This is a genomic window from Acetanaerobacterium elongatum (assembly GCF_900103835.1).
In the GTDB taxonomy this organism is placed as follows: domain Bacteria; phylum Bacillota; class Clostridia; order Oscillospirales; family Ruminococcaceae; genus Acetanaerobacterium; species Acetanaerobacterium elongatum.
The window spans coordinates 41,344-67,154 of record NZ_FNID01000003.1; the positions used below are offsets into that span (position 1 = coordinate 41,344).

Here is a 25,811-nt window from a genome sequence, read left to right on the forward strand (position 1 = left end):
GGTCGACAAATTTCACAATTTTTATCTTTAAAAATATCGCAAATGTAGATTAGTTCTGCGAACCTTTGAGAAATCTTGACTTTTCGACAGGTGCATAGTAGTATAAATTCATATTATTAATTATTTATATTGCTTAAAAAGTTATGGTACTCTATACAGAATTTGTGAGGTGTATACAGATTGGCAAACGATAAAAAGATTCAGGGCATCCTTGAGCTCGGGCAAAAGGGAAAGCTGGATAAGGTTTTGTCCTATTGCGGAAACAAAGACCCTGAACTTCGCGAGGGCGGCGCTATGGCGCTGCAATATATAAAGCACGAGGATTCCTTCAATCAGCTGATTATCATGCTGCACGACCCGGTGGCTGATGTGCGCGCCGCGGCAGCGAATTCTCTCGGCTTTTCCGGCCGCAAGGCAGGCATTGAGCACCTGCGCCACCAGATGAATAAGGATACCGATGCAAATGTGAAGGCTAACTGCCAAAAGTCAATCGCTTCTCTTAACGCAAATGGCCGATAAACTTAATTAGAATTGCAGTTCAATGATAAAAAAAGCAGCCCATTTATTCGGCAAGAATGGGCTGCTTTTTTATAATTTGTACTTATCACAATTATAAAAACCATACGAAATAGATTTCGTATTGAAAAACCGAGCAAATAGCTTGAATTTATGGGTTTTCGCGAAGATTTTTTAAAAAGGTGTTAATAAGTGATTCGTATTGTTTACAATTGGATGGTTTTCAGGTTGAAAGAGACCTGATATAATAAACAATAACACGCTCAACCCACAGTATAACGGGGTTTACTAGAGGAAGGAAGTCCATAAAACAACGGAGGCGAGGCCGTGAAAAGAATAACTGCTACTTTAATCACCATACTTATCATGTTAACGCTCTGCCCTGCACTGTATGCGCTGCCCTTAGAAGCGCCGGATTTCAGCGCGTATTCCGACGCCTATGTGGTGGTGGATGCCCAAACCGGCGAGGTACTGGCCGAGAAGAATATGAATAAGCGGGAGTATCCCGCAAGCATTACGAAGATTATGACCATCGCGCTCGCACTGGAGCGCGCGAATCTTGACGATAAGCTTACCATGAGCGAACAGGCGGTAAACAGCGTGGCCCGCTCCGCCTCGCATATCGCACTTTCACCCGGAGAGGTAATTACCCTGCGCGACGCTATAATGGGGGCGCTGCTGCCCTCGGCCAACGATGCCGCTAACGGCATAGCGGAATATATCGGCGGCTCGCTGGAGATGTTCCCGGTAATGATGAACGCCAAGGCCGAGAAGGTGGGCGCGCTCAATACCCATTTTGTCAACGCCAACGGCTTAGAGGATGAAAACCACTACACCACAGCCTACGATATGGCGATGATTACAAAATACGCCCTTACGGTGAAGAACTTCCGCGAGGTGTTCGGCACCACCGAGTATTATATGAACCCCACCAACACCCAGCCCGAGCAGCGGCATTTCGGCACCCAGCACCACATGATCGTAACCTCCACCTACCAGTACGACGGTGCGTGGGGCGGCAAGCTGGGCTGGACCAATCAGGCCAACCACACCGCCGTTACGGTGGCCAAGCGCGGGGATATCGAGCTCATCTGCGTAGTGATGAATTCGAAGAATAAATGGGAAAAATATAAAGACACTAAAAAGCTGTTTGACTACTGCTTTAATAACCTGCAGAAGGTCACTGTTCCCGCCGGTACGGTAAAGGGTAAGACCATCCCGATTACCGACGGCAAGAACGAGGTTGGCTCGGCTACTGTTTCGGGCATTTCTCAGGAATACGGCATTCTGGTGCCAAAGGATGTTACCGCTGCGGATGTAGAGGTTTCGGTAAACACCAAGAAAAGCTATACCAAGGGCGAAAAGATTGCCCCCGAGGCGGTTTTCTCGTTTAAGGGTGCCGACGGCTCTAAACAGACGCTGCTGACCGTACCCCTGGAGTGCAAGATTGAAACCGACCAAGCCGCACAAACCGCCGTGGCCAACGAAACCAAGATGTATGACTCGGCCCCCAAAAGCAGCTTTACCCCTCAGCAGATGGTGTTTACCGCCATCGGGTTTGTGGTGGGCGGCGCTGCGGTGCTGTTTGTGCTGTTTCTGATTACCCGTGTTCTGGTACAGCGCTATTACCGTAAAAAGCGGCGGCGGGCGTTCTCCTCCTCTCCTTACATTAAAAGATTATAACCAATTGGAGTAGGTAAAATGAAGCAAGGCACTGTTCTACTGTTTGACGTTGACGGCACACTGGTGAATACCGAACAGGGTATTCTAAACGGTGTGCGGTACGCGCTGGACACCCTTCACGCCGATTACAGCGGGCTGAACCTTACCGAATTCATCGGCCCGCCGCTTCACACAAGCTTTGAACGGGTACTGCACAGCGAGGAGCTTGCCCATCAAGCGGTAGCACTCTACCGCGAGCGGTACGATACCGGCGGCTGGCTCGACTGCACGGTGTATGACGGCATCCCCGAGGCGCTGAAAGCACTCTCAAACGCCGGTTACCGGATTGCCACCGCCACCTCCAAGCCGGAGAAGTTTGCACAAAGGATACTGCAGCATTTTAAGCTGGACAGCCTATTTGAGCACATTGTGGGTGCCACCTGCGACGAGTCGCGGGAGCAGAAGGAGGATGTAATCCGTTACGCTATGAAGCTGTGCGGGGTACAAAGTGACGACTGCATCATGGTTGGCGACCGGCGGTACGACCTCATCGGCGCACAGAAAACCGGGATGCAAGCCATCGGGGTTTTGTGGGGCTTCGGAAGCTTGGAGGAGCTCAACGAATACCCGAACATCTTTATCGCCAAAACGCCCGTTGATTTGTGCAGCTATTTAACCGAAAGGGATTTATAATGTTTTAAGAAGGCCGGTGATATTCTTCAATATCGCCGGCCTCTGTTTACCTCTATGTTTTGGGCAGCCTCGTCAATAGCAGGAATGTCTGCTGCCACTAACCCCAAGAATCAGTAGCATTATAATAAGAAGCATTACTATCTGCCTGCACCCGCAGGGGCTGCAATACAGCATGTCAGGTTCACAACAGCAGGGCGGTTGAGAGGGCAGAGCTTCAATGGCTTGCACCCCACATTCCCGCAAGCATTGTGTATTACAGCTTCCTTGACACACTTGATTAGTATGAACACACATCTTCTTCTACCATCTTCTAATGTACATTTAAGGCAAACGCATAATAACGATTGGATTGATGTCGCTAACTGTTCCATTATATGTATGTGCAGCTATGTGTGTCACAGCATGTCACTTTCGAAACTTACTCAGCAAAAAAGGTTGAAAACACTGCTGGAAACAAGTACAATAAAACTAACTAAAATAGTCCATTATTGTTTAAGGGTATAGAATAAACAGTCAAGGGAATACTTGCCGCAGACTCTGTTTAAACCGACTGCCTGATAATTGATTATTTCCCGAAAGGAACGAACGTTATTATGGATTTTACGCAGGTTACCATCTACACCACTGCGCTTGGGGTGGATATTGTTACCGCAACGCTTATGCAGCTTGGCATCAACGGTTTTGAGATAGAGGATGCGGGGGATTTTGAGGCCTTTTTGGCCGATACCCAGCCACATTGGGATTATGTGGACGAAAGCCTGATGCGCTTAAAGGATGCCGAAACCAACATTAAAATCTATCTGCCGGTTAACGAGCAGGGCGCGCAGCAGCTTGCGGCAGTGAAGGATACACTGAACACCCTCAAGGACGGCGACACCGGCCATACCCTCGGCCGCCTTGAGGCGGAGCTTACCAACGTACGGGAGGAAGACTGGGCAAACAACTGGAAGCAGTACTTTAAACCGTTTGAGGTGGGGAACAAATTTGTCATCAAGCCCTCGTGGGAGGAGTACAACAACCAAACCGACCGTGTGATACTGGAGATTGACCCCTCCTCCAGCTTCGGCACCGGCACCCATCATACCACTCAGCTCTGCATCGAGCAGCTGGAGCAGTATGTAAAGGAAGGCTCGCTGGTGCTGGATATGGGCTGCGGCAGCGGCATCCTGTCGGTGGCGGCGCTGCTTCTGGGCGCTCAACGGGTTGCGGCAGTGGATATCGACCAGAACTCGGTAAAGATTGCGCAGGAGAACGTTGCTAAAAACGGGTTTGACATGCCCCGCTTCTCGGCGGTGTGCGGCAATGTGCTGGAAGACGAGGCTCTTAGCAGCCTTGGGGAGCAGTTCTACGATGTGGTAGTTGCCAATATTGTGGCGGATGTGATTATAGCCATGCGCGGGTTATTCGGCCGCTATTTAAAGCAGGACGGTGTGCTCATCTGCTCGGGCATCATCTCTCAGCGTGCGGATGAGGTAAGGCAGACGTTGGAGCAAAGCGGGTTTGAAACGGTTTCCCGGCACGAAAAGCAGGATTGGACCGCGCTGGTGCTGCAAAAGAGGCAGCAGTAGTACCGCCATATTAAAACAGGATTATTGGAGTGAGTACCCATGCCACGATTCTTTGTAAAGGAAGTCACCAAAACCACTGCCATGCTGCAGGGTGAGGATGCGGCACACGCCATAAAATCCCTGCGGATGCGTACCGGCGAGGAGCTTACCCTCTGCGATGAAATGGGCGTCGACCATCAGTGTGTGATAACAGCCGTTTCACCCGACTGTGTACAGCTGAATGTTATCAAAAGCAAGCCCAACACCGCTGAGCTGCCCAGCCAAGTGTCACTCTATCAGGCGCTGCCTAAAGGGGATAAGCTCGAAACCATCGTTCAAAAGGCGGTGGAGTTGGGGGTTTATGATATCACCCCCGTTCTAACCTCTCGCTGCATCTCGCGTCCAGACGATAAATCCATGAATAAGCGTCTGGAGCGGTTAAATAGAATTGCGCTCGAGGCTGCCAAGCAGTGCGGCCGCGGGATTGTGCCAAGGGTTCACCCGCTGATTTCCTACAGCGAGGCCCTGCGTCAGATGCAGAAGGCTGCGGTGCCGATTCTGTGCTACGAGGGCGGCGGCGAAAGCCTTGGAAAAATCTTGGAAAAAGGTACAGGCGGTGCTATTGCGGTTTGTATAGGCAGCGAGGGCGGCTTTTCCCCCGAAGAGGCTTCACAGGCACAAAGCATCGGTATCGCTGCCGCCACGCTTGGTTCACGCATCCTGCGCACTGAAACTGCGCCCTTATTCGCCCTTTCGGTTATCTCTTTTCTGTTGGAGACGCGATAAAAACTAATATTTTGCCCACAATGTAATTTTTTTCTATATTTTTGTTGAATTATTTAAATAATGTGTTAAAATATATAATGTATCTAGTGGCTCACGGGCAACTATTTAGTGTATTTCATATAAACCTGTCGATTTCTGGAGGGGTATGGATGCCAACTTATAAGTATGAGGCGCAGGCAGCCGGTGGTGGCTTGATACACGGGTTTGCCGAGGCCGATAACCCTAATGATCTATTCTCAAAGCTCAGGCAGCGCGGTGAGTACTGCGTTACATATAGCGAGGCCAAGGTATCCAAGGCGATTGCCACAGATGCAAAAGCTTCCGGCAAGCTCAGCACCCGCGAGCTCGCACTATTTTGCCGCCAATTTTCCACCATGCTCAATGCCGGGCTTACGGTTATCAAATGTCTCGACACCCTTTACCGGCAGGCAGTAAAAAAGAAAACTAAGCTTGCCGTTATGGGGGTTTATGAAGGGGTGCAGAAGGGGCTTACTCTTTCCACCGCCATGAAGCTTCAGAAGAACTTCCCCTCCATGCTGGTAAACATGGTGGAGTCAGGTGAGATGAGCGGTTCGCTCGATACCATTATGAGCCGCATGGCAGAGCATTTTGAAAAGGAGCACAGGCTGCACTCCAAGGTAATCAATGCGCTCATCTACCCGATTATACTGATAATCGTAGGCATTGGCGCCATTCTGGTGCTGCTGGGTTTTGTTATTCCGCAGTTTTTCACTATGTTTGAATCGATGGGCGCCGAGCTGCCCGGTATTACGAAATTTTTGCTTGCGGTAAGCACCTTTGTGCGTGACCGCTGGTATTTAATTATTCTCTTCATTGGTTTAATTATTGGGCTATTCTATGCCGTATGCCATACAAAGAGCGGCCGAGTGGCACTTGCCTCTTTCGTGCTTCATGTTCCGATTTTCGGCAAGCTCAAAAAAACCATCATCACAGCGCGTTTTTCGCGCTCGCTTGCCACTTTGTTTGCCAGCGGCATGTCGCTCATCTCCGCGCTTGAAATCTCAACCCGCGTGGTAAACAACGCAAAGCTTGACGAATACATGGTTGATGTTATCGAAAAGGTGCGCAAAGGCTCCACCCTATCCTCGGTCATAGAACAGGTAAACATCTTTCCGCCCATGTTTTCATCAATGGTATCCATCGGCGAGGAATCGGGCGCACTGGATGATATCCTGTACAAAACGGCAGCGTTTTACGATGACGAAGCCGACGCCGCCATCTCGATCATGGTAGCCTCCATTGAGCCGATTATGATTGTGGTGCTCGGTTTATTTGTAGGCTTTATCATTTTATCGGTTATTATGCCAATGATGTCTATTTACCAGAATATCGCGGCCGCGTAGCCGACAATACATAATTGCTTAAAAGAGGAGGCGGCTGCCCATGATATCGGTCGATATAGGGAACAGCTTCATAAAAATAGTTAACGGCGAAGCCAAAAAGGGTGGCGTTACGGTATCCAAGGCCGTTATGGTGCCTACCCCCGCCGGTTTTGTATCGGACGGCAACCTGTTAAACCTGCAGCAGCTCTCCGAAACCCTGTTGCAGACCATAAAGGCAAGCGGTATATCCTCCCATACCATCTGCTTTACGGTGGGCAGCACCGAGATTCTTCACCGTGAGCTGATTGTCCCCAAGGGCGACCCCAAAAGGATGATTCTGGTCGTTCAAAACGAGATGTTCCAACATTTAAGCGGTGCCGACCAATATTCCATCGATTATCTGTTTAACGACACACCGGTGGAGGATAACCCGCTAATGCAGCGCGTGAATGCCTCCGGCATGCCGAAAAAGATGGCCACCCAATACCTTACGCTTACAAACGCATTGCATCTAAAGCCCGATTCACTTCAGATGCACCCGAGCGCGGTTGCAAAGCTTTTGAAGAGCGCTTCAGTAAACGGCGCGGCTGTAGCGCAAAAGAGCTTTATTGTGTGTGATATCGGAACCTCCTTAATGCACCTTTATCTCTACTCCGGAAATAAGCTAATCTTTTCAAGATGTATAAAAAATGCCTTCCCCGAATTTCTAAGATCACTGCTGATGCTCGATGGCTTTGATACCCCCGAGCAGATTGCCCAAAACGTTGATCTGTCTCCCGCAGCTCTGGCGGAAAACACCAAGCTTTCATTCCCCGCCGGGCTTTTTATCTCCTCACTGTCGGAGGAGATTCAGCGCATGATACAGTTTTCACTTTCACGCAGGCTGAACAGCCCGGTGGAAGAGATTTATCTCTGCGGCGGGGTGGGCAGTTTTAAGGGGCTGGCCGCCAACCTGAGCGCTCAGCTCGACCTTCCGGCAGCGGTGGTCGATCGTCTTTCTACGGTATCGGGAGCCTTAACCGAAAACCTTTCGCTTTACATCAATGCCGTTGCGGCCATTGCGGAGCCTTAACACTTTTACGGGCTTAATTCATCTGGGAAAACGGAGGAGCAAAGCAGGATGCGCAAGGATATAGACTTTTATACCGGGCTGAAGGAGATTAAGGTGAAACCCCCGGTTTCACCGGCGGTGATTGTGTTGAGCATTTTGATTCTCCTTTCGTCTGTTGTTCTGGCTCTTGGGTTTAACGGCATCAATATTCTGAATCAGGTGGTTTACAACGAGGCCGAGGCAGTTCACCGCTACCTTACCAACGCCGATAATCAGGCGGTGGCGCAGGATACCCTTAAGAAGCAGGCTATTGAAGGGCTTTACAGCCAGTATGCCGGCATTACGGGCAAGGCCTACGGTGATTACCTTACGCTGCCCTACCTTGATTCCGCTGCATATAAAAAGATTACCGCCGCCATGCCCGCTGATATGAAGTTTCTTTCGTATACAGCCACAAACGGTAGCATTGAGATTAGCTGCGAATGCAAAAAAGAGACCTCCCCCGCCGATTTTGTAAACGCGCTCAAGAAAACCGATTTGTTTGTTGAAGTAATCTATAACGGTTATTCCGTCAATGACGAGGGCAAGGTAATATTTATCATCACCTGCAGACAGACACCGGGAAAGTAACTTTATCCTGCCTTCTATTTGATAAATCATGAGCAGGGAAGAATAAGAAAGTAGTTTGAAGATCAATTTTTTAAACTTTACTCCTCCTGCGGCTAAGCCGCACCGCAATTTTTCAGAGTGTTTTGTGCCTTTGTGGCGCAAGCGCCGGAAAGGGTTGTTCATTTTATGAAATTCACCTTAGGTAAGCGCGAACAGATACTTCTTCTGCTGCTGGTGCTGGTGGCAATGTGGGTACTCACAGTAAAATTCCTGTTAATGCCCTCTTACGATACCCTGCTTGCCAACCGTCAGTCACTTTCCGACCTTCAAACCAAGCAGACCGAGATGCAGACGCTGATTGCACAGAACAAGGATATCAACAAGGCCATAGAACAGCGAAAGCTGGACGCACAGGATTCCTCTAAGAACTTCTTCCCACCCTTTGATAACGAACAGATGAGCCTTTGGCTTTATAACTACACCGAGCAGGCAAAGCTGCGCAACCTGGTCGTAGATTTAGGCCCGCAGAGTACGGTGCAGATTAGCCCGTACAATGCCGCTCCCCCCAACCTGCGCATCGCGCTGAGCGATCTGGTAGACCGTATCAACAACAAGCCGTTGCCCGTTGGCTCCTCCGGCACTGCCGCCGCTGAAACCACGCAGCAGGATACCACAAAGTTTGTGTTTACCAACACGGTAACGCTCACCGCAGATTGCTATTACGAAAACCTCTTGTATTTTATAGACCTGATGTATAACTCCGGCAGAACGGTAAGCATCTCCGGCGTTACCTTTGCCCCCAGAAACGATGCCTCGGGCAATACAAAGGTGATTACCGCCACGATTACCATGGAGGTTTACTCCATCCCCAAGTTTTACACCGATGAATTTTGGAATGTGACCTTCGATACCCCAAAGGGTAAGACGAACCCACTATAAGCGATGTTATCTTCGCAAAGGAGGTAAAGCTATGGTTGTGCGCATACTAAAAAACCACCGCGGCAGTACGCTGATACTGGTGATTGTTGTTTTTGCGCTGCTCATTATCTTTGCCACCGCCGCGCTTGCCCTTGCTTCCAATTCACAGATAAACTCGGTAACCGACTACCAGAGCCAGCAGGCATATTTTACCGCCCGCTCGTCGGTGCTTGCGGCGGTGGATTATTTTAAGAATCATCCCGAATTAAATATTGAGGATTATGTTGGTACTCCGGGTTCGAGTGAAGTTGTTGACGGCATGGGTAAGTATCAGGTTACTGTTAAAAAAGTTGATGATAAACACTTTGAAATCTCCTCCCTGGCTGACTTTGGAGGAAAAAATCGAACGGTGCGGGCGATAGTTGAGAGAAAGAGTGCTGGTTTTCCTTTTGGACAGAATCTTGTGACAGCAACCAAGTTTAATGCAAAAGCATCATCGTTAAGCGGTGGCGCTGAGATACACGGCAACGTGATGATTAATGATACCATTGCACTTCCAGAAGGCGTACAAATATTTGGCGATTTATACATAGACGGGCCAGTTAGTATCAGCGGTGGACCAATTGTTAAGTCCGAAAACGGAAAGGGTGGCAACATCTATTCCACCGGCGATATTACGCTAAATAGGGTGTCTGTCACTGTTGATGGAAATCTTTATTGCACCGGAAGCCTATATGGTGATGGCGGAAAAATTGATGCAAAGGGCAGCGAGTCGTTGTTAATGATTGGAAAGAACATCGGCGGAGTCGGTTTTACTATTGCAACTCCCAAAAATATTGTGGCTTTGGGAAACGCAGATTTTCGTAACTCTACTATTAGAACTAAATCAAATTGTATTTATTTAGGTGGGACGAAAAAAGTCTACCAAAATGATAATTCTTATAATTATGTTTCCATCCTCACTACAGCCGATCCTTCCGCAAAGAGTTTTAAAATGCCTGATATGACGTATGCCGATTCTATCGAACAGTTAAAGAATTTGGTTGATTATGCCGTGTATAAGAGTTATGTAGATTCGTGGCGCGGCAATATGATTAATATTGATGGCGGTTGGAAAAACACGTATACGCTTTCCCAGTCTGGAACAATAACCAATGTTAGCAACTTCAACCAAACACTTATCGTTGACACTTCTTCCGGCAATATAAATTTATATGTCAATAATGCATCATTAAACAACCATGTTTTTAGCCAATTTCACACTAAGGTTATCGGACCAAACCAGTTGATTATCCATTTGGCAGAAGATGTAACCAATTTTGATTATTCTTCTTTTACTAGTTTAGGTATCACGGGAAGTCAGACAGAGATAACATCAACGACTGTACCGCAAGTTTGTATTGTTGCGCCCTACCCCAAAAACAATATCACCCTATCGGGAAGTGCAAAGACGGCCGCGTATATCATTATGCCTTATGGTAACTTATCAATCGGTGGCGGTAGCATTTTTGTGGGAAATGCTATTGTTGGTTCTTCACAGCTTGTGGCAGGAGCAAAACTATACTATAAACCTCCCAAATATCCCGAAATTCCCGGTATCAGCAAAATAGAGGTTTCTGGTGGTGGTTCCGGCGGGGCTTCAGGCGGTATTGACCTCAAGGGCGTTTACACCAACAAATAAGCACTGCATTAAAAGAGGGGTTTCGTTTGAAAACCAAGATAGCTGTTATAAATAATCACAAGGGCCTCACCCTGCTGGAGCTGCTCATCAGCCTTGCCATTCTTGGGCTGATGGTGGTGGCCTTTTCCGCCATCTTTCTGCCGATATTCAAAATTGGTGGAGATGCTGCCCAGCTTAACCGCGGCAATGCCGAGCTAACCACCAATCTTGAAAACTATATGAGCGAAAAAACCACGCCTGGTGTTTCTGTTATAACGGATAAAATGAAGATTAACTTTCACCTTGTAAGCGGCGATACGGAAGTGGAAGCCCCCGGGCAGCTTGCCGAGGCCAAAGATGATAAAACCGGCGAAAAGCTGAAGGTTTATGTACCCTCCAGGTAAGCTGAAAAATGGATGGGATAAAAATATGTATTTAAAAAACAACAAGGGCTTAACGCTTATAGAGCTGCTGATTACTATTGCCATTCTCGGCATCTTGATGGCAGCGATTTCGGCGTTCATCTTCCCCACCATGAGCTTTTTTGCCAAAAATCAGAATACCTCAAACGCCAAGAACGCGGCAAACCTGATGATGGATTATATCGAGGGCAGCGTTTACTCCACCGACGACATCACCCTGGGCGCCAAAACCGCAAATATATCTGCCATTCCCGCTACCATCTATGGCATTACGGCCGATGAGAGCAAAGGCATTACCGTCTTTCAGGGTAAAGGCGCAAATTCCGTTGCGCTCAGCGAGGGGCTCACCGAGGGGCTTAAGTTTGACATTTCCTTTTCCAGAACGCGCGCAAAGGTATTGTGTGTGGATATCAAGGTGCAAAGCAGGCAGAGCAGTGAGCAGCTGTACAGCCTTAAAAAGGATATCTACCTTGCCAACCTTCTTCAGGCCGCTCCGAAAGACGACATTCAAAACGACGGTACCTCCCCGCCCTACCGCGAGATCAGGTTCACCAAACCAACCGGCACCACCCCGTAAACAATCAATAACAAGCAGAGGGCAGTGAGCTTTATATGGACATCAACGACGCAGCACATAACTATTTTGCCCATAAAACCGAACAAAACTGCTCGGCGGTTACCAAAGCGGCTGAGCCGCTGGTGGTTCATTTTGCTCGCCTGTACGGCGGCAACTGCGGCTTTGAAGACCTGTATCAAACCGGCATGGAGGGGCTGTTAAAGGCACTCTCCACCTATAACCCGAGCTATGGAACGGCCTTTTCCACCTGGGCCTCGGAATGTATAATCAGCACCATTCGCCACTATGTGCGCAAGGAGGCCTCCTACACCCGCCCCGGCTGCATTGTCGAGTTGCAGTCTAAGGTAGACCGTATTGTGGAGCAGCAATTAAAGGAAACCGGAGAGGCGCCGTCTGTGCAGTATATTGCCGAGCATCTGGGCGTTACCGAAAGCAGCGTGCTGGAGGTGATGCGCGCGGGCATGGTGAGCATTGATGAGCTTGAGGTGGACAACATTAAAACCCTGCAGTATTCCTCATTTCATCTGCCTATAGAGGACAGTATCGCGGTGGCACAAGCCCTCAGCAAACTGAGCAGCCTGCAGCAAAAGGTCATCCGTGCGCTGTTCTTTAAAGGGATGACGCAGGAGCAGGTGGCGGCGCAGCTGGGCCTAAACCAAAAGAAGGTGAGCCGCCTGAAGCTGAGCGGCTTAAACGAGATGGCAGGGCTGCTCGCCGAGGATTCAGCAGTTGGCACACTAACACACAAGGCAAGAATGAAAGCCGCAGCCTGCTCATTAAATGAGCATAATTAAGAGCATTCCCAAAGCTCAAGGGAATGCTCTTTGTCGGTTTAAATACAGTTTACTTTGAAAGCCCCGTTAGTATCAGATACCCTGTGATGATAAAATTGCCAAACAGCAGGCTTACGAGCATGCCTCCCGCTAAAAACGGCACCAGCGGCAGCTCCGACTTCCTGCCCTTCTTATGCCTAGCCAGCAGAATGCAGCCGTAAACCGCCCCGCTTATTACAGCGAGCAGCAGCGCAAGCAGTATCAGCCTCCACCCCAGCACCAGCCCGCATACCGCCATCAGCTTGATATCCCCTCCGCCCATGCCGCCCTTTGATAGTACAGCGGCAAGCAGCAGCGGCACGCTGGCGGCAAACAGGCCGATCAGCCGCTCATAAAACGGCTCATCCCGAAGCAGAATAACCGCCGCCACCCCCAGCACCAGGATGAATATTGTTAGTGCGGGCGGAACCTCGGTGGTGTCGATATCAATAAACGCGGCCACAATCAAAGCACTTACAAACGCACAGTAAATAGCGCTCTCGGGTGCAAAGCCAAAGCGAAGGAAGATTACCACCCATAAGGCGGCGTTGAGCGCCTCGATTATCGGGTAGCGCACGCTGATCTTCGCCCCGCAGCCGCGGCACCGCCCCCGCAGTACAAGATAGCTGAGCACCGGAAAGAGATCGTACCACTTTATCGGCTTTCCGCAGGCCGTGCAGTGCGAGGCGCCGGTTACAATCGATTCCTTTCTGGGAATCCGGTAGATGCACACGTTTAAAAAGCTGCCGAACAAAAGGCCCAGCAGCCCTGCTAAAACAACACAGGCCGGGTAAAAGAATGTATATGGCATATAAACTCCATTCCGCTGCCATAGTGGCGGCATAATAGCGTGAACAACTTGTCACGCTATTTCTAAATAGTAGTTTTGGTTGATTATTCGATAATCCCATTCTATAATAGAAGTAGAAAAATGGCAATATATTTGGCTTTTTGTAAATAGATATTCTTACGCGCCACTTATTATAAATGTTTAGTCATCACTTCCGTTATTCTGATAAAAAGGCGGTATTGAAATGGTTCAACAACGAAATCTTCCCCTTGGGCAGTTATTGCTAGACGCAGGCTTTATCACACCCGAACAGCTCACCAGCGCGCTGGCTGAACAAAAAAAGACCCCCGGAAAGCGCCTGGGGGATGTTATGATCGAGCTGAACTACATCACCGAAAAAAACCTGATGCAGTGCCTGCAGCAGCGTCTGCACGTTGATTTTGTAGACCTTGAAAGTACCACCATCAACCCCGACGCGGTGCATACCATACAGGAAAGCACCGCCAGAAAATACTCGCTCATCCCCATTGCACGCAGCGGGAACTACCTGACGGTTGCCATGAGCGACCCTATGAACTTCTATGCCATCGAGGATGTTCGCTTTGAATCGCGGTGCGAGGTAAAGGCGGTGCTTTCCACCCCCTCTCAGGTGCGCCGCATGATAGAGAAATTCTACACCCAGCAGCAGGCACGTCAGGCCGCCTCGGATGTTAATGAGGAGTTCTTTACCCAAAAAGAGATCGAGGCTATGTCCAGCGAGATGGACGAGCGCATCGACAGCGCACCTATCGTACGCCTAATCAACTCCATCGTCTCCAATGCCATACAGCTGGGCGCGAGCGATGTGCATATCGAGGCTACCCGTACCCATTCCAAGATTCGCATGCGCATCGACGGCGTTTTAACCGACCAGATGCGCCTGAATGTAGCTGCCCACAACACACTGATTACAAGGCTTAAAATCATGGGGGGCCTAAATATAGCCGAGCGCCGCATACCGCAGGACGGGCGCTTTGAGATGCCGGCGGAGGGCATAACCGCCGATATCCGCCTTTCTATACTGCCCACCGTTACGGGTGAAAAGGCGGTTATCCGTGTGCTGGGCACCCAGAACACCTCCAACATGACCATCCAGCAGTTAGGCTTTGCCCAAAAGAACCTTGAGCTGTTTGACCATATCATCAAGAGCCCACACGGCATTATTCTCGTTACCGGCCCTACGGGCAGCGGTAAATCCACCACACTCTACGCAGTGCTTCGTCAGCTCAACACCAGTGAGGTGAACATCGTAACGGTAGAAGACCCGGTGGAATACCGCATGGAAGGGGTTAATCAGGTTCAGGTAAACCCCAAGGCCGGGCTTACCTTTGCCGACGGCCTGCGCTCGATTCTAAGGCAGGACCCCGACATCATCATGATCGGTGAAATCCGCGACAGCGAAACGGCGCAGATCGCCATCCGCGCGGCGATTACCGGCCATCTGGTGCTCTCCACCCTGCACACCAACGACGCGGTTTCGGCCATCACCCGTCTGGTGGATATGGGCGTGCCAGCTTATCTGGTTTCCTCCTCGGTGGTGGGCATCTTAGCGCAGCGCCTTGTAAAAAAGATCTGCCCCAACTGTAAAGAGGCCTACGAATCCTCCCCCGAAGAGATGATAATGCTTGGAATCGACAAGCCCGCCACCCTTTACCGCGGCAAGGGCTGCCCCTTCTGCAGCAATACGGGCTACAAGGGCCGAACCGCCATCCACGAGGTTGTGGTAGTGGATAAAACAGCAAGAGCGATGATTGCTAAGCGGGCCTCTGATGACGAAATCCGCGACTATGTTGCCACACAGGGCACCACCTTCCTAAGCCAAAACCTTACGCAGCTGGTGCTTTCGGGCGTTACCACCACCGAAGAGCTCATCAAGGTTACCTACAGCGTATAAAACCCGAATCCGCAGCGAGCGACCTGAGTGTCGTTCCGGTACTATAATCCCAGATAAACCCTTATAGGGGCGGCCATCGGCCGGCCGCGGCATTCATGAGATTACCGATTTGTGCTGAACGCGCAATGCGCGCCCCCACAGAGGACAAAGGAAAAAGAGAAGGGGACAGAATTTGCATGGCAGACCCTGTCTGCTCTCTGCCTTCTGTTTTTTGCCCTTTCGTAGGGAACGGTTTTGATCGTTTTACTTTGTGAAATCATATTACGGCTATACAGTCTTTGAAAGGCGTGAAAGCGGATGACCATAGAAGAACTGCTTACGGTATCGCGGGAGCGAATGGCTTCCGACCTGCACATAACGGTTGGCAAGCCCCCCATTGCGCGTGTTAACGGTGATCTGGTGATGCTGGAGGAATACCCCGTGCTGATGCCGGAAGATACCAACCGCCTTGTCTCCTCCATGCTCAGCAGTGAGCGGTTGGAAGTCTTAAAGCAAAAGGGCGAGGTGGATTTTTCGTTTGTTATGCCCGGCGGGCGCTTTCGCGTAAATGCCTACAAGCAGCGCGGCAGCTTCGGCGCCGCCATCCGCCTGCTGGTGCAGGAGATACCCACCCTTGACCAGCTGCACATGCCCGACTGTTTAAAGATGCTTGCGATGAAACCGCGCGGGCTGGTGCTGCTCACCGGGCCTACGGGCAGCGGCAAGTCCACTACCCTTGCGGCAATGGTGGATTACATCAACAAAAACCGCCGCGCACATGTAATCACCATCGAAGACCCGATTGAATACCTGCACCGCCACCAGAACTCGATGGTAAACCAGCGCGAAATCGGCGAGGATACCCAGTCGTTCGCCGCCGCCCTGCGCGCCGCCCTGCGTGAGGACCCCGACGTGATACTCGTGGGCGAGATGCGCGATATGGAAACGGTAGCGGCAGCGGTTACGGCAGCCGAAACGGGGCACTTAGTACTCTCCACCCTGCACACCAACGGCGCCGCCAACACGGTAGACCGTATTATCGACGTGTTCCCCCCGCACCAGCAGCAGCAGATCCGTGTTCAAACCGCAAGTATTCTGGAGGGGGTTATCACCCAGCAGCTTGTCCCCTTAGCCGACGGCAAGGGGCGCGTGGCGGCCTTGGAGATTATGCTCACCACCGATGCCATCGCCAACCTCATCCGCGAGGGCAAAACCCACCAGATCAACTCCTGCATTCAAACCGGCATCCAGCTTGGCATGCAGTCGATGGATTACCATCTGGCGAAGCTGGTAAAAACAGGCGTCATCTCCAAGGAGATGGCGTTCCTGCGCACCATGGATACGGATAACCTCAAGCGGTATCTGGCCGGGGAATTCTAGGCATACAGTTATCAATTTATAAATATAAAACAGCCTCCGTTTGTTTGCTCAAGCGGAGGCTGTATATTACCACGCCGGTTTGCGTGTTTGGTATGAGACAATTAGCTTTACAATTATTTCGGCTGCACGCGGAGCCAAACCTCCATATACGTCTTGCCGGTTTTACTCCAGTAATAAATCTCAAGCTCATAACCTGAAATCAACGTATAGCTGGCGGTGGGGAACCATTCGCCGTAGATACGCTTGTAAAGGTTCTGGCAGGCCGCGGTAACGCTGCCGTCACCGTCGGTGTATTCCTCCGACCGAAACACCGCCCAGGTAGAGGCGGGAACCACCACCTCGGTGTAGCCGTCGCTGTTACTTTTCTCGGTCTTTTCCACAAACAACATATAAGGGAAGTACGGTGCCTTGAGTTTATCGCTTTCGTAGCTGCAGAGGCCCCCTACCGGGCAACGGCCGGAATCCCCCACGCCGCATACCATGCCGGAAGTCTCGCCCAGTTTATCTACCTCGCCGTTGTCATAGCATTCCTTCCAGAACCTCGGAATCTCAATAAGGTTTCTGTCGCCGGTCATATCAAATATCCGCTCAATGCCGTAAACCGTGAATGCTTCCCGCTCAACAATTCTGTAATCCATCTTCGTTACTCCTTGTATCGTTATTTGAAAGGAGATCTGCGGGTAGGCCTTCAGGTGTACCCCCTCGGTGCGCGCCGCCGAGGGAGGCATGCCGTGTACCGATACAAATGCGCGCGTGAATGCCTCGGGTGATTCGTAGCCGTATTTCAGCGCCAGATCGATCACCTTCACCTCGCTGTTCTGCAGCTCAAACGCGGCAAGCGTCATGCGTCGGCGCCGGATGTACTCCGAAAGTGGCACCCCCGCCAAAAACGAGAACATCCGCGCAAACTGAAACTGCGAGCTGCACACAAGCCTTGCCAGCTGATCGTAATCAATCCTACCTTCAAGGTTTTGTTCGATGTAGTCCATCGCGCCGTTAAACAGTCTTAGCATATCCATAGCAGCACCTCCTTACAATAGGAGTATATCAATTTAAAAGGGAGCTTTCCTGATAATCGGTGTTCAAAGCTGCAAGGTTTCAGGGTTAGGGTGCAAAAATACCGGAAGCTGCCCGGCATCTCGGCTAAACGGTTAGCTTTTATCCGATTTTATTGTACACAAATTTACCTGTTTCATCAAGTAATAGCAGAATATATAACGGCATACTACGCCGAAAGCGAAGGAATTGCTCCCTTCGCTTTCGGCATTTCTATTTGAGGGAAAAGAAGTAGGCGGAAAGTAATTATGCTTCCTGATTGGTATACAGCCTGCCGTCAACAATCCTCACCACCCGCTTGGCATAGGCAGCAACATTCAGGTCGTGGGTAATCATAATAATGGTGTTGCCCATCTCGTTTAGCTTGGTAAAAAGCTGCAGCACCTCCTTGCCGGTGCTGCTGTCCAGCGCACCGGTAGGCTCGTCGGCCAGCAGAATGGCGGGGTCGCCAACCAATGCGCGGGCAATCGCCACCCTTTGCTGCTGCCCGCCCGAAAGCTCGCTCGGCTTGTGGGCAAGACGCTCCGCAAGGCCGAGCAGTTCAATCTGTTCCATGCTCTGCCTCACTGCCTCCCTTCGGGATACCCCGCGCAGCAGCAGCGGCATGATAACATTCTGCAGTACAGAATACTTGGGTATGAGCTGATACCGCTGGAAGATAAACCCGATCTCCCGGTTGCGGAAGGCGGCGAGCTTTTTATCGGGGTAGCTGTGCACCGCGTGGCCGTCAAGGTAGTATTCCCCGCTGTCAGGCTTATCCATGCAGCCGATGATATTCATCAGGGTAGACTTTCCCGAGCCGGACGGGCCCAGGATAGCGACAAAATCGCCCTTCTCCACCGAAAAGCAGATGTCGCTTAGCACCTGAAGCTTCTCCGTACCAACCTGATAGGATTTTGAGATGTTTTTCATGTCTATCATAAACTTCGGGTTCCTCTCTTGCTGTAACGCGTACTATTTTATCCTAATACCCATCGGCTAGGTTATCAGCTCATCAGCCTTACGGAAACCACCTTTTCGGTGCCGTCGCTGCTCTTTTCAAGCACTACCGCAATCACATTATCCTTGGCAAGAGCGGTGAAATCCGATTCCTTGGCGTTTGCTCCCATGCCTGTTGTAATCTTCAGCCCTACCGGTATCTGCAATGTCTTGGTTTCGCCCGTATAGGTAAGCTCTACCGAGAATCCGCCCCCAGTGCCGCCCGGCATACCGCCGCCTTTGCTGCCCCGGCCGGTTTTACCGCCGGAGCTGCCGCTTGCGGTATTATTTTGACCGCCCTGATTATCTAAACCCGGCATCCCGCCGCTCGGGCGCGTCTTCCCGTCGGGCGTCGTCATATCCCCCTGCGGGGCCTGTCCGTCCGGAGGCGTTGGTGCGTCTGCCCCGCCGTTACCGAAGTCGGGCCGATTCTTCCCGTTCCCGCTTTCGCCCGGTTTCATATTGCCGCTCCCCCCGGGCTGCATGTTTCCGCTGGCTCCCACCGGCATTTTCATGGTGCCTACCGCAAGCACAATCTCGTTGCCGTTAATCTCCTGAATCTTGCCATAAACGCGCGTCTGGTTCTCGGCAAGCTGCGAGGCGGTTGCCCCCTTGGTATTCTTTTGATTTTCCGCAGGCTGCGAGCTCTGAGCAGCCCCCTGTTGGGCACAACCGGAGAATAGCAGCAATGCCGTTAAAATAAGCCCTAATAATTTCTTCATGTCAGTGATGTCCTCCTAAAATATTCTTAAAACCTTATTACTCCTGATTCAGCGCCTCAATCGGAATCAGCGAGGCCGCCTTGAACGCGGGGTAAAAGCCGAATACGGTGCCCGTTACCACCGCAAATAACAATGCCAGCAGTGCACCGGTGAGGTTGGGTTCTACCCGCATGCCCGTGTAACGTACGAGCGGCACAAGGGCGAAGCTTGCGGCCACGCCGACAATGCCGCCGAAGGTGCTGATGGCATTTGCCTCAAGCAAAAACTCCATCAGGATATCGCGCTTTGAGGCACCGAGCGCCTTAAGCACACCGATTTCGCGCGTGCGCTCCTTTACCGATACAAACAGTACGTTCATAATTCCAATGCCGCCTACGATAAACACAATGCTTGCCACCGCAATCAGCAGCAGCGAAAGGGTGTTGGCCGACTGGGTAGCCGCCTCCATCTTGCTGCCGGCATCGGTTACCGTAAACGTTGCGCCGTTGTGGCGGTCGCTGAGCACCGACTGGATGTTCTCCATCACCGTGCTCACCTTGCTGATATCGTCGGCCACAACAGTAATCTGTGGCGAGATTGTTCTGCCGATCACATACTTTTCGGCGGTGGAATAAGGCACAAATACCGCCTCGTCAGGGCTGATGCCGGAGGATACCGAGCCCATCTCCTGCAATACGCCCACTACGGTGTAGCTTCTGCCGTCAATCTCAATGGTGCTCTCATACGCCTCCATCAGGCTGTCGAACATATCCAGTGCAACCGAATAACCAATTACGCAGATTTTCTCCGACTTTGTATCGCTTTCTTCGGTAATAAAGTCGCCGATAGCCATCTGCAGGTTGCTGATATCGGCATATTCCGGTTTCACGCCCGCTACGGTATAATCGGTTTCCTCCTCAAGGTTGCCGCCCAGCACCGACTTTTTGGTGTTGGCCGAAATGGTGGCTACCGACACGTCCGGCACGAAAAGCTTAATCTCTTCCAGATCATCCTCCGAAAGTGTAATGCTCATCATGTTACCCATACCGCCGCTGCGAAAGCTGTTTGAGCCGGACTTACCGGTATTCCCGCCGCCAAAGCCGCCGCTGGGCATACCTCCTCCGCCGGGCATTCCGCCGCCGCTGCGTGAACCTCCTCCGTCACTGGGTGGTCCTCCCCCCTCCGGCATACCTCCGCCCATCATAGCACCCATATCAAAGCCGGTGGTAATGCGGTTGGTCACCTCAATGGCGCCCGCACTCAGGTTTTTAAACTGGTCGGCAACGTCCATCTGCCCGCCGCGCCCGATGGCGATTACCAGCACGATGGTTGCTGCGCCTACAATAATGCCAAGCGAGGTAAGCAGCACCTTAAACTTGTTTTCGATGATATTAATCCATACAAGGTGTATCAGCTCGCTCAGCCTCATTTTGCTGTCACCTTGCCTTCGATGAGCACAACATCTCCTTCACTCAAGCCCGAGGTAATCTCCGCATTGGTGCCGTCCGAAAAGCCGGTGGTTACCTCAATCGCCTGAATGTTGCCGCTTGAATCCTTGGTTTTCACATACTGCTTGTCGTTCTCTATATAAATTGCACGGTTTGGAATATACAGCACGTTCTTTTTTTGCTTGGAGATAAAGGTCACATCGCCTGTCATGCCCTCATAAATCTTAGCGGTATCACCCGAAAGTTTTACCGTAACGGTGTAGCTTACCGTAGAGGAGGCCGTGCGCGCGGGGCTGGTGGCCACGCTGTCTACCGTTCCCTCAAAGGTGGTACCCTCAAATGCGTCAAGGCTCACCTGCGCGGAATCACCGATTGCGATGGAGTTGATATCCTCCTGCGCAACGCTAACGGTGGCATAGACGTTCTCGCTGTTCGAGATGGTAAAAAGCGCGTTGTTCTTGGTAATGGTGTCGCCCGGCGCATAGCCCACCGACATCACAAGGCCGGAACAGGGGGAGGTTACCGTGGTGTTCTCAAGCTTTTTCTTAATCTCCTCAATCTGCAGCTCCAGCGTTTTGATTGTAAGCTTTTGGGTGGCAATTTCGTTGTTGGTTTTCGCGGTATCTATCTCATACAGCAGCTTGGCGTTCTCACTTGTGGTAAGGCTCTGCTCTTTTTTGGATTCCGCGGTTAAGGTGTCCAGTGTAATGGAGGCTATCAGCTTTTCATACTTCAGCTTTGCCGTGTCATACTGGTTCTGCGCTTCCTCCAGCTTGGTGGCTATATCGTTATAGCTTGCGGTATACAGGTTATAGGCATTGGTATACGCCTTCACCGCCTCGTCATGCGCCGCCTTTGCCGCCTCGTACGCGGCCTTTTTATCCTCGTTGCTGGTATCAAGGTCATAGGCCGCTTTGGCGTCGGTTTCGGCCTTCTGCGTGGTAACCACCTTGTCATGCAGTGCGGTAAGGTCATAGGTGGTTGAAAGATCGTCAAAATAGTCGTTATACTCGCTGATCTTGCTTTGGGCGTTGCTCATTGTTTCCTTTACCGTGGCCAGCTCGCTGTTTAACGAGTCAACCGTTGCGGTATACTGCTGCGGGGCGGCGGTTTCCAGCGCCTGATTGCTTTTGTAGGTATATTCAGACGCAACCTTCTGCACCTTCTGGTCTACCTGTGCCTGACTGAGCGCAAGCTTGTTCTTTTGAAGCTCAAGCTCGGCCTTAACCAGCTCGGTCTGCAGGCTGTCGGTGGTAAGCGTGGCAAGCACATCGCCCTTATTCACCCGCTGGCCCGCCTTGACGTTGATTGTTTCCACATCCGCAGTAAAATCATATGTAATAGAGGTGGTTTCAAGGGCCGCCGTACCGGTTTCGGTAATGCCCACCGTAATATCGCCCCTGGTAACCGTGGTTTCTTTATACTGGGTTTGATTCTGCTGCTGCGCGCTTTTGCCGCTAAAAACCACAATTGCGGTAACCGCCGCCGCACCCGCGACAACAATCACCGCCGCAGAGATAATCAGCAGCTTCTTGTGTTTGGAGAAAAACGTTGATTTCGTACCGTCCATTATTTGGCCTCCTGCTCCGTTGTAAAGTGCTCTGGTGTATGTTAGCAAAATCATATGATAGTTTTGTGATGGAAAGGTGATAGCTTTTGCTATAAATTATGAATGGTGTTTGTATTTAGCGTAAAAAAATAACTGCTTCCGTGGCAGATTCGCCCGAAAGCAGTTATTTTGTTTTACTTTTTTATTCCGCGTTTTCCTCAGAGGTTGTCTCACCAAACTCCGCGATATCAAGCTCCACCCAGAACACCACACCGTCGGAAACATTCCTTACCCCGTAGCGGTTATGGTGCAGCTCCATGATGGTTTTCACAATCGCAAGCCCAAGGCCGTAGCTCTGGGTATCACGCGTTCTTGCCTTGTTGGCGCGGTAGAAGCTTAAAAAGATGTTCTCGATATCCTCGGGCGGAATACTGGAGCCGGAGTTATACACCGAAACCAGACATTTGCCCTCACTGAGCTTGGTGCTTACCTCAATCCTTCCCCCCTGAGGGGTGTACTTTACGGCATTATCAAACAGGTTAATCAGCACCTGCAATAGCTTTTGATAATCGGCGCGCACAATAAACGGCTCCTCAAAGGCCCGCTCAACCGTAAGATTCTTCTTCTGCGCAATCAGCTTGTGGCTGTTTACCACCTCGTCGAGCACGTCGCTTACGCAGAAGTTATCGGGGTGCAGCTGCTCCATACCGCTTTCAAGCTGTGACAGACGCAACAGCCTGCCTACCAGCGACGACATATGGTTGCCTTCGTCGATAATGATGTCGGCATATTCGCGGCTTAGGTCATCGGCGGCCTCGTCGCGCAACGCCTCGGCATAGCTGATAATCAATGTAAGGGGGGTTTTAAAGTCGTGCGAAACGTTGGCGATAAACTCCTTGCGCATCTTATCAATCTGCTGCTGACGCTCAAGGTCGTTTTGCAGCACCGTGTTTGCCTCGCGCAGGGTTAAGATGTTCGACTCCAGCTGCAGTGACATGTTATTCACGCTTGCAGCCAGCAGTGCGATCTCGTCACCGCCGCGCACCTCGCAGCGCTGAGAGAAATCAAGGTTTGCAAGCCTATCGGCAACCTGCTGCACGCTTTGAATCGGCTTGGTAATGCGCCCAACCATAAAATAGATGAGCACCGTTCCCGCCAGCAGAATAACGATGGAAAGCAGTGCGGTATACTGCACCGCCAGATCGGCTATTGACTTGATGTAGGACTTGGGCGATTCGATATACAGGTACAGGTTATCGTCAAGCTTGGTAAGCACGTAGAGCATCTGCATGCGGTCGTTGCCGTGAATACCGGTTTTCAGTTCGGCGAGTGTCAGGGCCTTCATATCGTCAAGAATCGATTGGCTGAGGATGAACCGCTGCACATTCCATATATCTTCTCCGCCGTGCGCCCATTTTCCGTCGCCCTTGCCGGGCAACTGCGGGATATCAGTCTTATCCCCGGGCTCTTCCTGCGGGCGGCTGCTGTATTCGATGTTGATGCTGCTTTTGTCCTCGCTGAGCGAAAGCAGGTAGGTCATGCTGTTCTTACCCTCAAGGGAGTAGATTTCGTTGTAGATATCCGAAGGACTTTGCTGATAGGTGCTTTTTATCGCACCCGCGGCCTGCCTCAGTTCCGCGAACTTGCTGAACTGGTAGAGCGACTCAAACAACGCCGAGCCCGCGAACAACAGCACTACCACATTTAAGCAGAGGATAACCAGTATAATCAGGAACAGTTTTTTCTTGATTCCCCAAAACACCTTGTTTCGGGGAATTTTGCTCCAAGGCACAGTACCCTTACGGGGTTTAGCCTTGGGTGCTGTGCTCTGTTTCGTTGTTCCACTCAAATTTATACCCCACCTTTCTCAGTGTGATAATCCTTGCCCCAAAGCTACCCAGCTTGGTTCGCAGGCACTTGATGTGGGTATCTACGGTGCGGTCGTCACCCACATAATCGATATCCCACACCCCGGAAAGAATCTGGTCGCGTGAAAGCACAATATTCTTGTTCTTCGCCAGATAGTATAAAAGGTCAAACTCCCGGGGCGTAAGGGTAAGCTGTGTGGTGCCGATGAATGCCGCGCGCTCCCTGTAATGGATGCACAGCTGCCCGAGGGTGATGTCGCTTAAATCTCCCGAGGCGGTGCGCCGCAGCAGGTTTTTTACGCGCGTTACAAGAATCTTGGGGCTGAACGGCTTTGCGATATACTCGTCGGCCCCGCAGTTAAAACCGGTAACCTCGTCATTTTCGGTATCTCTGGCCGTGAGCATCAGCACCGGAATATCCGAATGCTGCCTAACCTCGCGGCACACCTCAAAGCCGTTCTTTCTTGGCATCATCACATCCAGAATAATCAGCGAGGCGTCCTCATGCTGAGAAAATTTATCAATCAGTTCCTGCCCATCGCCCGCCTCGATTACCCGATAGCCCTCGCGCACCAGGTAGCTTGCTACAATATGGCGTATCTTTTCTTCGTCCTCCGCAATCAGTATCTTAGTTTCCATTGTATTTCACTGCCCTTCCGGTTACACGGCCCTGGTTAATCAATTTAAAACTCATCAGAGTAGCCGGGCGCGGTAATATTTGATTATAAAATACCATACAAATGTGTTGGAAAGGTGTTAAGTCTTTAAAAAATCCTCTGTCCTTCTCAGCCATAAAAACCACATACTTCGCTTTTCTAAAATGTACATGCTGTTAAAACGGTGTTTCTCTTGCCGAAAGTTTTTAAATATGATAAAATGTTACATAATCTATCGTTCATTTTGGTTTTTTATAAAGTTATGAGGAGGAAATGTAAATGCCAGAACTCAACTGCCCTAGCTGCGGCTCACCGATTGACCCGAATGGCCAGTTCTGTCCTTCATGCGGCCGGCAGGTATCCCCGCCTGCTGCAGCCGCCCCCCAGTATCAGGTACCGCCCCCACCGCCGCCCCAATACCAGCCGCCGAGGCCGGTATATCAGGCACCGCCCGTTTACCCTGCTGCGCCCCAGAACACCAACATGGCACCTGTTCTTGGCATGGGCAGCTACATAGGCATGATGCTTCTTTCGGGCATTCCGTTTGTTGGGTTCATTATGCTGCTGATATGGGCCTTCAGCTCCAGCGAAAACCCCAACAAAAAGAACTATGCCCGTGCGGTGCTGCTCTTAAGCGTGATTATTTCAGTGCTGGTAACCATCATCTATGTGATTGTCATCGCTCTGGGCTTGTCGATGTATGACGGAGGGAGCTTTAACACCTATCCGTGATAAGGTAACCAGTCCTTTTAGTGCGCCCATATTCACAGTTCAAGTGTAGCATAGCGTTTTTCATTGTCAATAATAAGGTTTTCTGCATAAAGCACAAGGCGGGGGCATATACTGCACCCGCCTTGTGCTTGTATTCGGTTTACTG

General features: G+C 50.8%; 24 protein-coding genes. 16 read left to right on the forward strand and 8 right to left on the reverse strand.

Annotation, left to right across the window (positions count from 1 at the left end; translation table 11 throughout):
* Nucleotides 1-180 precede the first annotated feature (180 nt).
* The 13 genes from BLR50_RS01430 (at nucleotide 181) to BLR50_RS01490 (ending at nucleotide 12,578) form a co-directional block, all read left to right on the forward strand.
* Complete coding sequence (locus BLR50_RS01430) at nucleotides 181-519, forward strand: HEAT repeat domain-containing protein (RefSeq protein WP_092637755.1); 339 nt, start codon at nucleotides 181-183, stop codon at nucleotides 517-519.
* A 324-nt stretch (nucleotides 520-843) separates the two neighbouring features.
* Entirely contained in the window at nucleotides 844-2,199 is a 1,356-nt protein-coding gene (locus BLR50_RS01435) for a D-alanyl-D-alanine carboxypeptidase family protein (RefSeq protein WP_092637757.1), read from the forward strand.
* Between the two features lie 18 nt (nucleotides 2,200-2,217).
* Nucleotides 2,218-2,871, forward strand: coding sequence for an HAD-IA family hydrolase (locus BLR50_RS01440; protein WP_092637759.1), 654 nt, complete (start codon nucleotides 2,218-2,220; stop codon nucleotides 2,869-2,871).
* A 593-nt stretch (nucleotides 2,872-3,464) separates the two neighbouring features.
* The gene (prmA, locus tag BLR50_RS01445; RefSeq protein ID WP_092637761.1) at nucleotides 3,465-4,439 is read left to right on the forward strand and encodes a 50S ribosomal protein L11 methyltransferase; all 975 of its coding nucleotides are present in this window, start codon (nucleotides 3,465-3,467) and stop codon (nucleotides 4,437-4,439) included.
* 39 nt (nucleotides 4,440-4,478) lie between these two features.
* The gene (locus BLR50_RS01450) at nucleotides 4,479-5,204 is read left to right on the forward strand and encodes a 16S rRNA (uracil(1498)-N(3))-methyltransferase (RefSeq protein ID WP_092637763.1); all 726 of its coding nucleotides are present in this window, start codon (nucleotides 4,479-4,481) and stop codon (nucleotides 5,202-5,204) included.
* 149 nt (nucleotides 5,205-5,353) lie between these two features.
* Nucleotides 5,354-6,568 carry a type II secretion system F family protein gene (locus tag BLR50_RS01455; protein ID WP_162840281.1) on the forward strand — a complete coding sequence of 405 codons (1,215 nt, stop codon included), beginning with the start codon at nucleotides 5,354-5,356 and terminating at the stop codon, nucleotides 6,566-6,568.
* Between the two features lie 40 nt (nucleotides 6,569-6,608).
* Nucleotides 6,609-7,619: a pilus assembly protein PilM gene (gene pilM, locus BLR50_RS01460; RefSeq protein ID WP_092637767.1), complete on the forward strand. Its 1,011-nt coding sequence runs from the start codon at nucleotides 6,609-6,611 to the stop codon at nucleotides 7,617-7,619.
* A gap of 48 nt (nucleotides 7,620-7,667) precedes the next feature.
* Nucleotides 7,668-8,228, forward strand: coding sequence for a hypothetical protein (locus BLR50_RS01465; protein ID WP_092637769.1), 561 nt, complete (start codon nucleotides 7,668-7,670; stop codon nucleotides 8,226-8,228).
* A gap of 165 nt (nucleotides 8,229-8,393) precedes the next feature.
* A complete protein-coding gene (locus BLR50_RS01470; RefSeq protein WP_092637771.1) occupies nucleotides 8,394-9,146 on the forward strand; it encodes a hypothetical protein in 753 nt (250 codons plus the stop codon).
* Between the two features lie 31 nt (nucleotides 9,147-9,177).
* Nucleotides 9,178-10,806, forward strand: coding sequence for a type IV pilus modification PilV family protein (locus BLR50_RS01475; RefSeq protein WP_092637773.1), 1,629 nt, complete (start codon nucleotides 9,178-9,180; stop codon nucleotides 10,804-10,806).
* A 26-nt stretch (nucleotides 10,807-10,832) separates the two neighbouring features.
* Nucleotides 10,833-11,189, forward strand: coding sequence for a prepilin-type N-terminal cleavage/methylation domain-containing protein (locus BLR50_RS01480; RefSeq protein WP_162840282.1), 357 nt, complete (start codon nucleotides 10,833-10,835; stop codon nucleotides 11,187-11,189).
* A gap of 25 nt (nucleotides 11,190-11,214) precedes the next feature.
* Nucleotides 11,215-11,784: a type II secretion system protein gene (locus tag BLR50_RS01485; protein WP_205408646.1), complete on the forward strand. Its 570-nt coding sequence runs from the start codon at nucleotides 11,215-11,217 to the stop codon at nucleotides 11,782-11,784.
* A 35-nt stretch (nucleotides 11,785-11,819) separates the two neighbouring features.
* Nucleotides 11,820-12,578 (forward strand): sigma-70 family RNA polymerase sigma factor, encoded by a 759-nt coding sequence (locus tag BLR50_RS01490; RefSeq protein ID WP_092637780.1) that lies wholly within the window; start codon nucleotides 11,820-11,822, stop codon nucleotides 12,576-12,578.
* Nucleotides 12,579-12,627: 49 nt separating this feature from the next.
* Here BLR50_RS01490 and BLR50_RS01495 read toward each other — a convergent pair whose 3' ends face one another.
* Nucleotides 12,628-13,407: a prepilin peptidase gene (locus BLR50_RS01495; RefSeq protein ID WP_162840283.1), complete on the reverse strand. Its 780-nt coding sequence runs from the start codon at nucleotides 13,405-13,407 to the stop codon at nucleotides 12,628-12,630.
* Between the two features lie 223 nt (nucleotides 13,408-13,630).
* Between BLR50_RS01495 and BLR50_RS01500 the strand changes: the two genes are divergently transcribed.
* Both BLR50_RS01500 and BLR50_RS01505 read left to right on the forward strand, forming a co-directional pair.
* Entirely contained in the window at nucleotides 13,631-15,319 is a 1,689-nt protein-coding gene (locus tag BLR50_RS01500; RefSeq protein ID WP_092637784.1) for a GspE/PulE family protein, read from the forward strand.
* Nucleotides 15,320-15,616: 297 nt separating this feature from the next.
* Entirely contained in the window at nucleotides 15,617-16,678 is a 1,062-nt protein-coding gene (locus BLR50_RS01505; protein ID WP_092637786.1) for a type IV pilus twitching motility protein PilT, read from the forward strand.
* Nucleotides 16,679-16,791: 113 nt separating this feature from the next.
* Here BLR50_RS01505 and BLR50_RS01510 read toward each other — a convergent pair whose 3' ends face one another.
* The 7 genes from BLR50_RS01510 to BLR50_RS01540 form a co-directional block, all read right to left on the reverse strand.
* On the reverse strand, nucleotides 16,792-17,697 hold the full coding sequence (locus BLR50_RS01510; RefSeq protein ID WP_092637788.1) for an AraC family transcriptional regulator: 906 nt from the start codon (nucleotides 17,695-17,697) through the stop codon (nucleotides 16,792-16,794).
* Nucleotides 17,698-17,980: 283 nt separating this feature from the next.
* Nucleotides 17,981-18,655 carry an ABC transporter ATP-binding protein gene (locus BLR50_RS01515; RefSeq protein ID WP_092637790.1) on the reverse strand — a complete coding sequence of 225 codons (675 nt, stop codon included), beginning with the start codon at nucleotides 18,653-18,655 and terminating at the stop codon, nucleotides 17,981-17,983.
* A 65-nt stretch (nucleotides 18,656-18,720) separates the two neighbouring features.
* The gene (locus BLR50_RS01520; RefSeq protein ID WP_092637792.1) at nucleotides 18,721-19,434 is read right to left on the reverse strand and encodes a hypothetical protein; all 714 of its coding nucleotides are present in this window, start codon (nucleotides 19,432-19,434) and stop codon (nucleotides 18,721-18,723) included.
* Between the two features lie 37 nt (nucleotides 19,435-19,471).
* Nucleotides 19,472-20,842: an ABC transporter permease gene (locus BLR50_RS01525; protein WP_092637794.1), complete on the reverse strand. Its 1,371-nt coding sequence runs from the start codon at nucleotides 20,840-20,842 to the stop codon at nucleotides 19,472-19,474.
* Nucleotides 20,839-22,431: an efflux RND transporter periplasmic adaptor subunit gene (locus BLR50_RS01530; protein ID WP_162840284.1), complete on the reverse strand. Its 1,593-nt coding sequence runs from the start codon at nucleotides 22,429-22,431 to the stop codon at nucleotides 20,839-20,841. Before BLR50_RS01530 ends, BLR50_RS01525 begins: the two co-directional genes overlap by 4 nt.
* A 181-nt stretch (nucleotides 22,432-22,612) precedes the next feature.
* Complete coding sequence (locus BLR50_RS01535; protein ID WP_092637798.1) at nucleotides 22,613-24,259, reverse strand: sensor histidine kinase; 1,647 nt, start codon at nucleotides 24,257-24,259, stop codon at nucleotides 22,613-22,615.
* Nucleotides 24,219-24,917 carry a response regulator transcription factor gene (locus BLR50_RS01540; protein ID WP_092637800.1) on the reverse strand — a complete coding sequence of 233 codons (699 nt, stop codon included), beginning with the start codon at nucleotides 24,915-24,917 and terminating at the stop codon, nucleotides 24,219-24,221. Before BLR50_RS01540 ends, BLR50_RS01535 begins: the two co-directional genes overlap by 41 nt.
* Nucleotides 24,918-25,213: 296 nt before the next feature.
* Here BLR50_RS01540 and BLR50_RS01545 point away from each other — a divergent pair, with 296 nt between their 5' ends.
* Nucleotides 25,214-25,666 (forward strand): zinc ribbon domain-containing protein, encoded by a 453-nt coding sequence (locus BLR50_RS01545; protein WP_092637802.1) that lies wholly within the window; start codon nucleotides 25,214-25,216, stop codon nucleotides 25,664-25,666.
* Nucleotides 25,667-25,811 lie beyond the last annotated feature (145 nt).

Coding starts and splice junctions, on each gene's coding strand:
- BLR50_RS01440 (WP_092637759.1), top strand. CDS start 2,218: ATGAAGCAAGGCACTGTTCTACTGTTTGACGTTGACGGCACACTGGTG.
- prmA (WP_092637761.1), top strand. CDS start 3,465: ATGGATTTTACGCAGGTTACCATCTACACCACTGCGCTTGGGGTGGAT.
- BLR50_RS01450 (WP_092637763.1), top strand. CDS start 4,479: ATGCCACGATTCTTTGTAAAGGAAGTCACCAAAACCACTGCCATGCTG.
- BLR50_RS01455 (WP_162840281.1), top strand. CDS start 5,354: ATGCCAACTTATAAGTATGAGGCGCAGGCAGCCGGTGGTGGCTTGATA.
- pilM (WP_092637767.1), top strand. CDS start 6,609: ATGATATCGGTCGATATAGGGAACAGCTTCATAAAAATAGTTAACGGC.
- BLR50_RS01465 (WP_092637769.1), top strand. CDS start 7,668: ATGCGCAAGGATATAGACTTTTATACCGGGCTGAAGGAGATTAAGGTG.
- BLR50_RS01470 (WP_092637771.1), top strand. CDS start 8,394: ATGAAATTCACCTTAGGTAAGCGCGAACAGATACTTCTTCTGCTGCTG.
- BLR50_RS01475 (WP_092637773.1), top strand. CDS start 9,178: ATGGTTGTGCGCATACTAAAAAACCACCGCGGCAGTACGCTGATACTG.
- BLR50_RS01485 (WP_205408646.1), top strand. CDS start 11,215: ATGTATTTAAAAAACAACAAGGGCTTAACGCTTATAGAGCTGCTGATT.
- BLR50_RS01490 (WP_092637780.1), top strand. CDS start 11,820: ATGGACATCAACGACGCAGCACATAACTATTTTGCCCATAAAACCGAA.
- BLR50_RS01495 (WP_162840283.1), bottom strand. CDS start 13,407: ATGCCATATACATTCTTTTACCCGGCCTGTGTTGTTTTAGCAGGGCTG.
- BLR50_RS01500 (WP_092637784.1), top strand. CDS start 13,631: ATGGTTCAACAACGAAATCTTCCCCTTGGGCAGTTATTGCTAGACGCA.
- BLR50_RS01505 (WP_092637786.1), top strand. CDS start 15,617: ATGACCATAGAAGAACTGCTTACGGTATCGCGGGAGCGAATGGCTTCC.
- BLR50_RS01510 (WP_092637788.1), bottom strand. CDS start 17,697: ATGGATATGCTAAGACTGTTTAACGGCGCGATGGACTACATCGAACAA.
- BLR50_RS01515 (WP_092637790.1), bottom strand. CDS start 18,655: ATGATAGACATGAAAAACATCTCAAAATCCTATCAGGTTGGTACGGAG.
- BLR50_RS01520 (WP_092637792.1), bottom strand. CDS start 19,434: ATGAAGAAATTATTAGGGCTTATTTTAACGGCATTGCTGCTATTCTCC.
- BLR50_RS01525 (WP_092637794.1), bottom strand. CDS start 20,842: ATGAGGCTGAGCGAGCTGATACACCTTGTATGGATTAATATCATCGAA.
- BLR50_RS01530 (WP_162840284.1), bottom strand. CDS start 22,431: ATGGACGGTACGAAATCAACGTTTTTCTCCAAACACAAGAAGCTGCTG.
- BLR50_RS01540 (WP_092637800.1), bottom strand. CDS start 24,917: ATGGAAACTAAGATACTGATTGCGGAGGACGAAGAAAAGATACGCCAT.
- BLR50_RS01545 (WP_092637802.1), top strand. CDS start 25,214: ATGCCAGAACTCAACTGCCCTAGCTGCGGCTCACCGATTGACCCGAAT.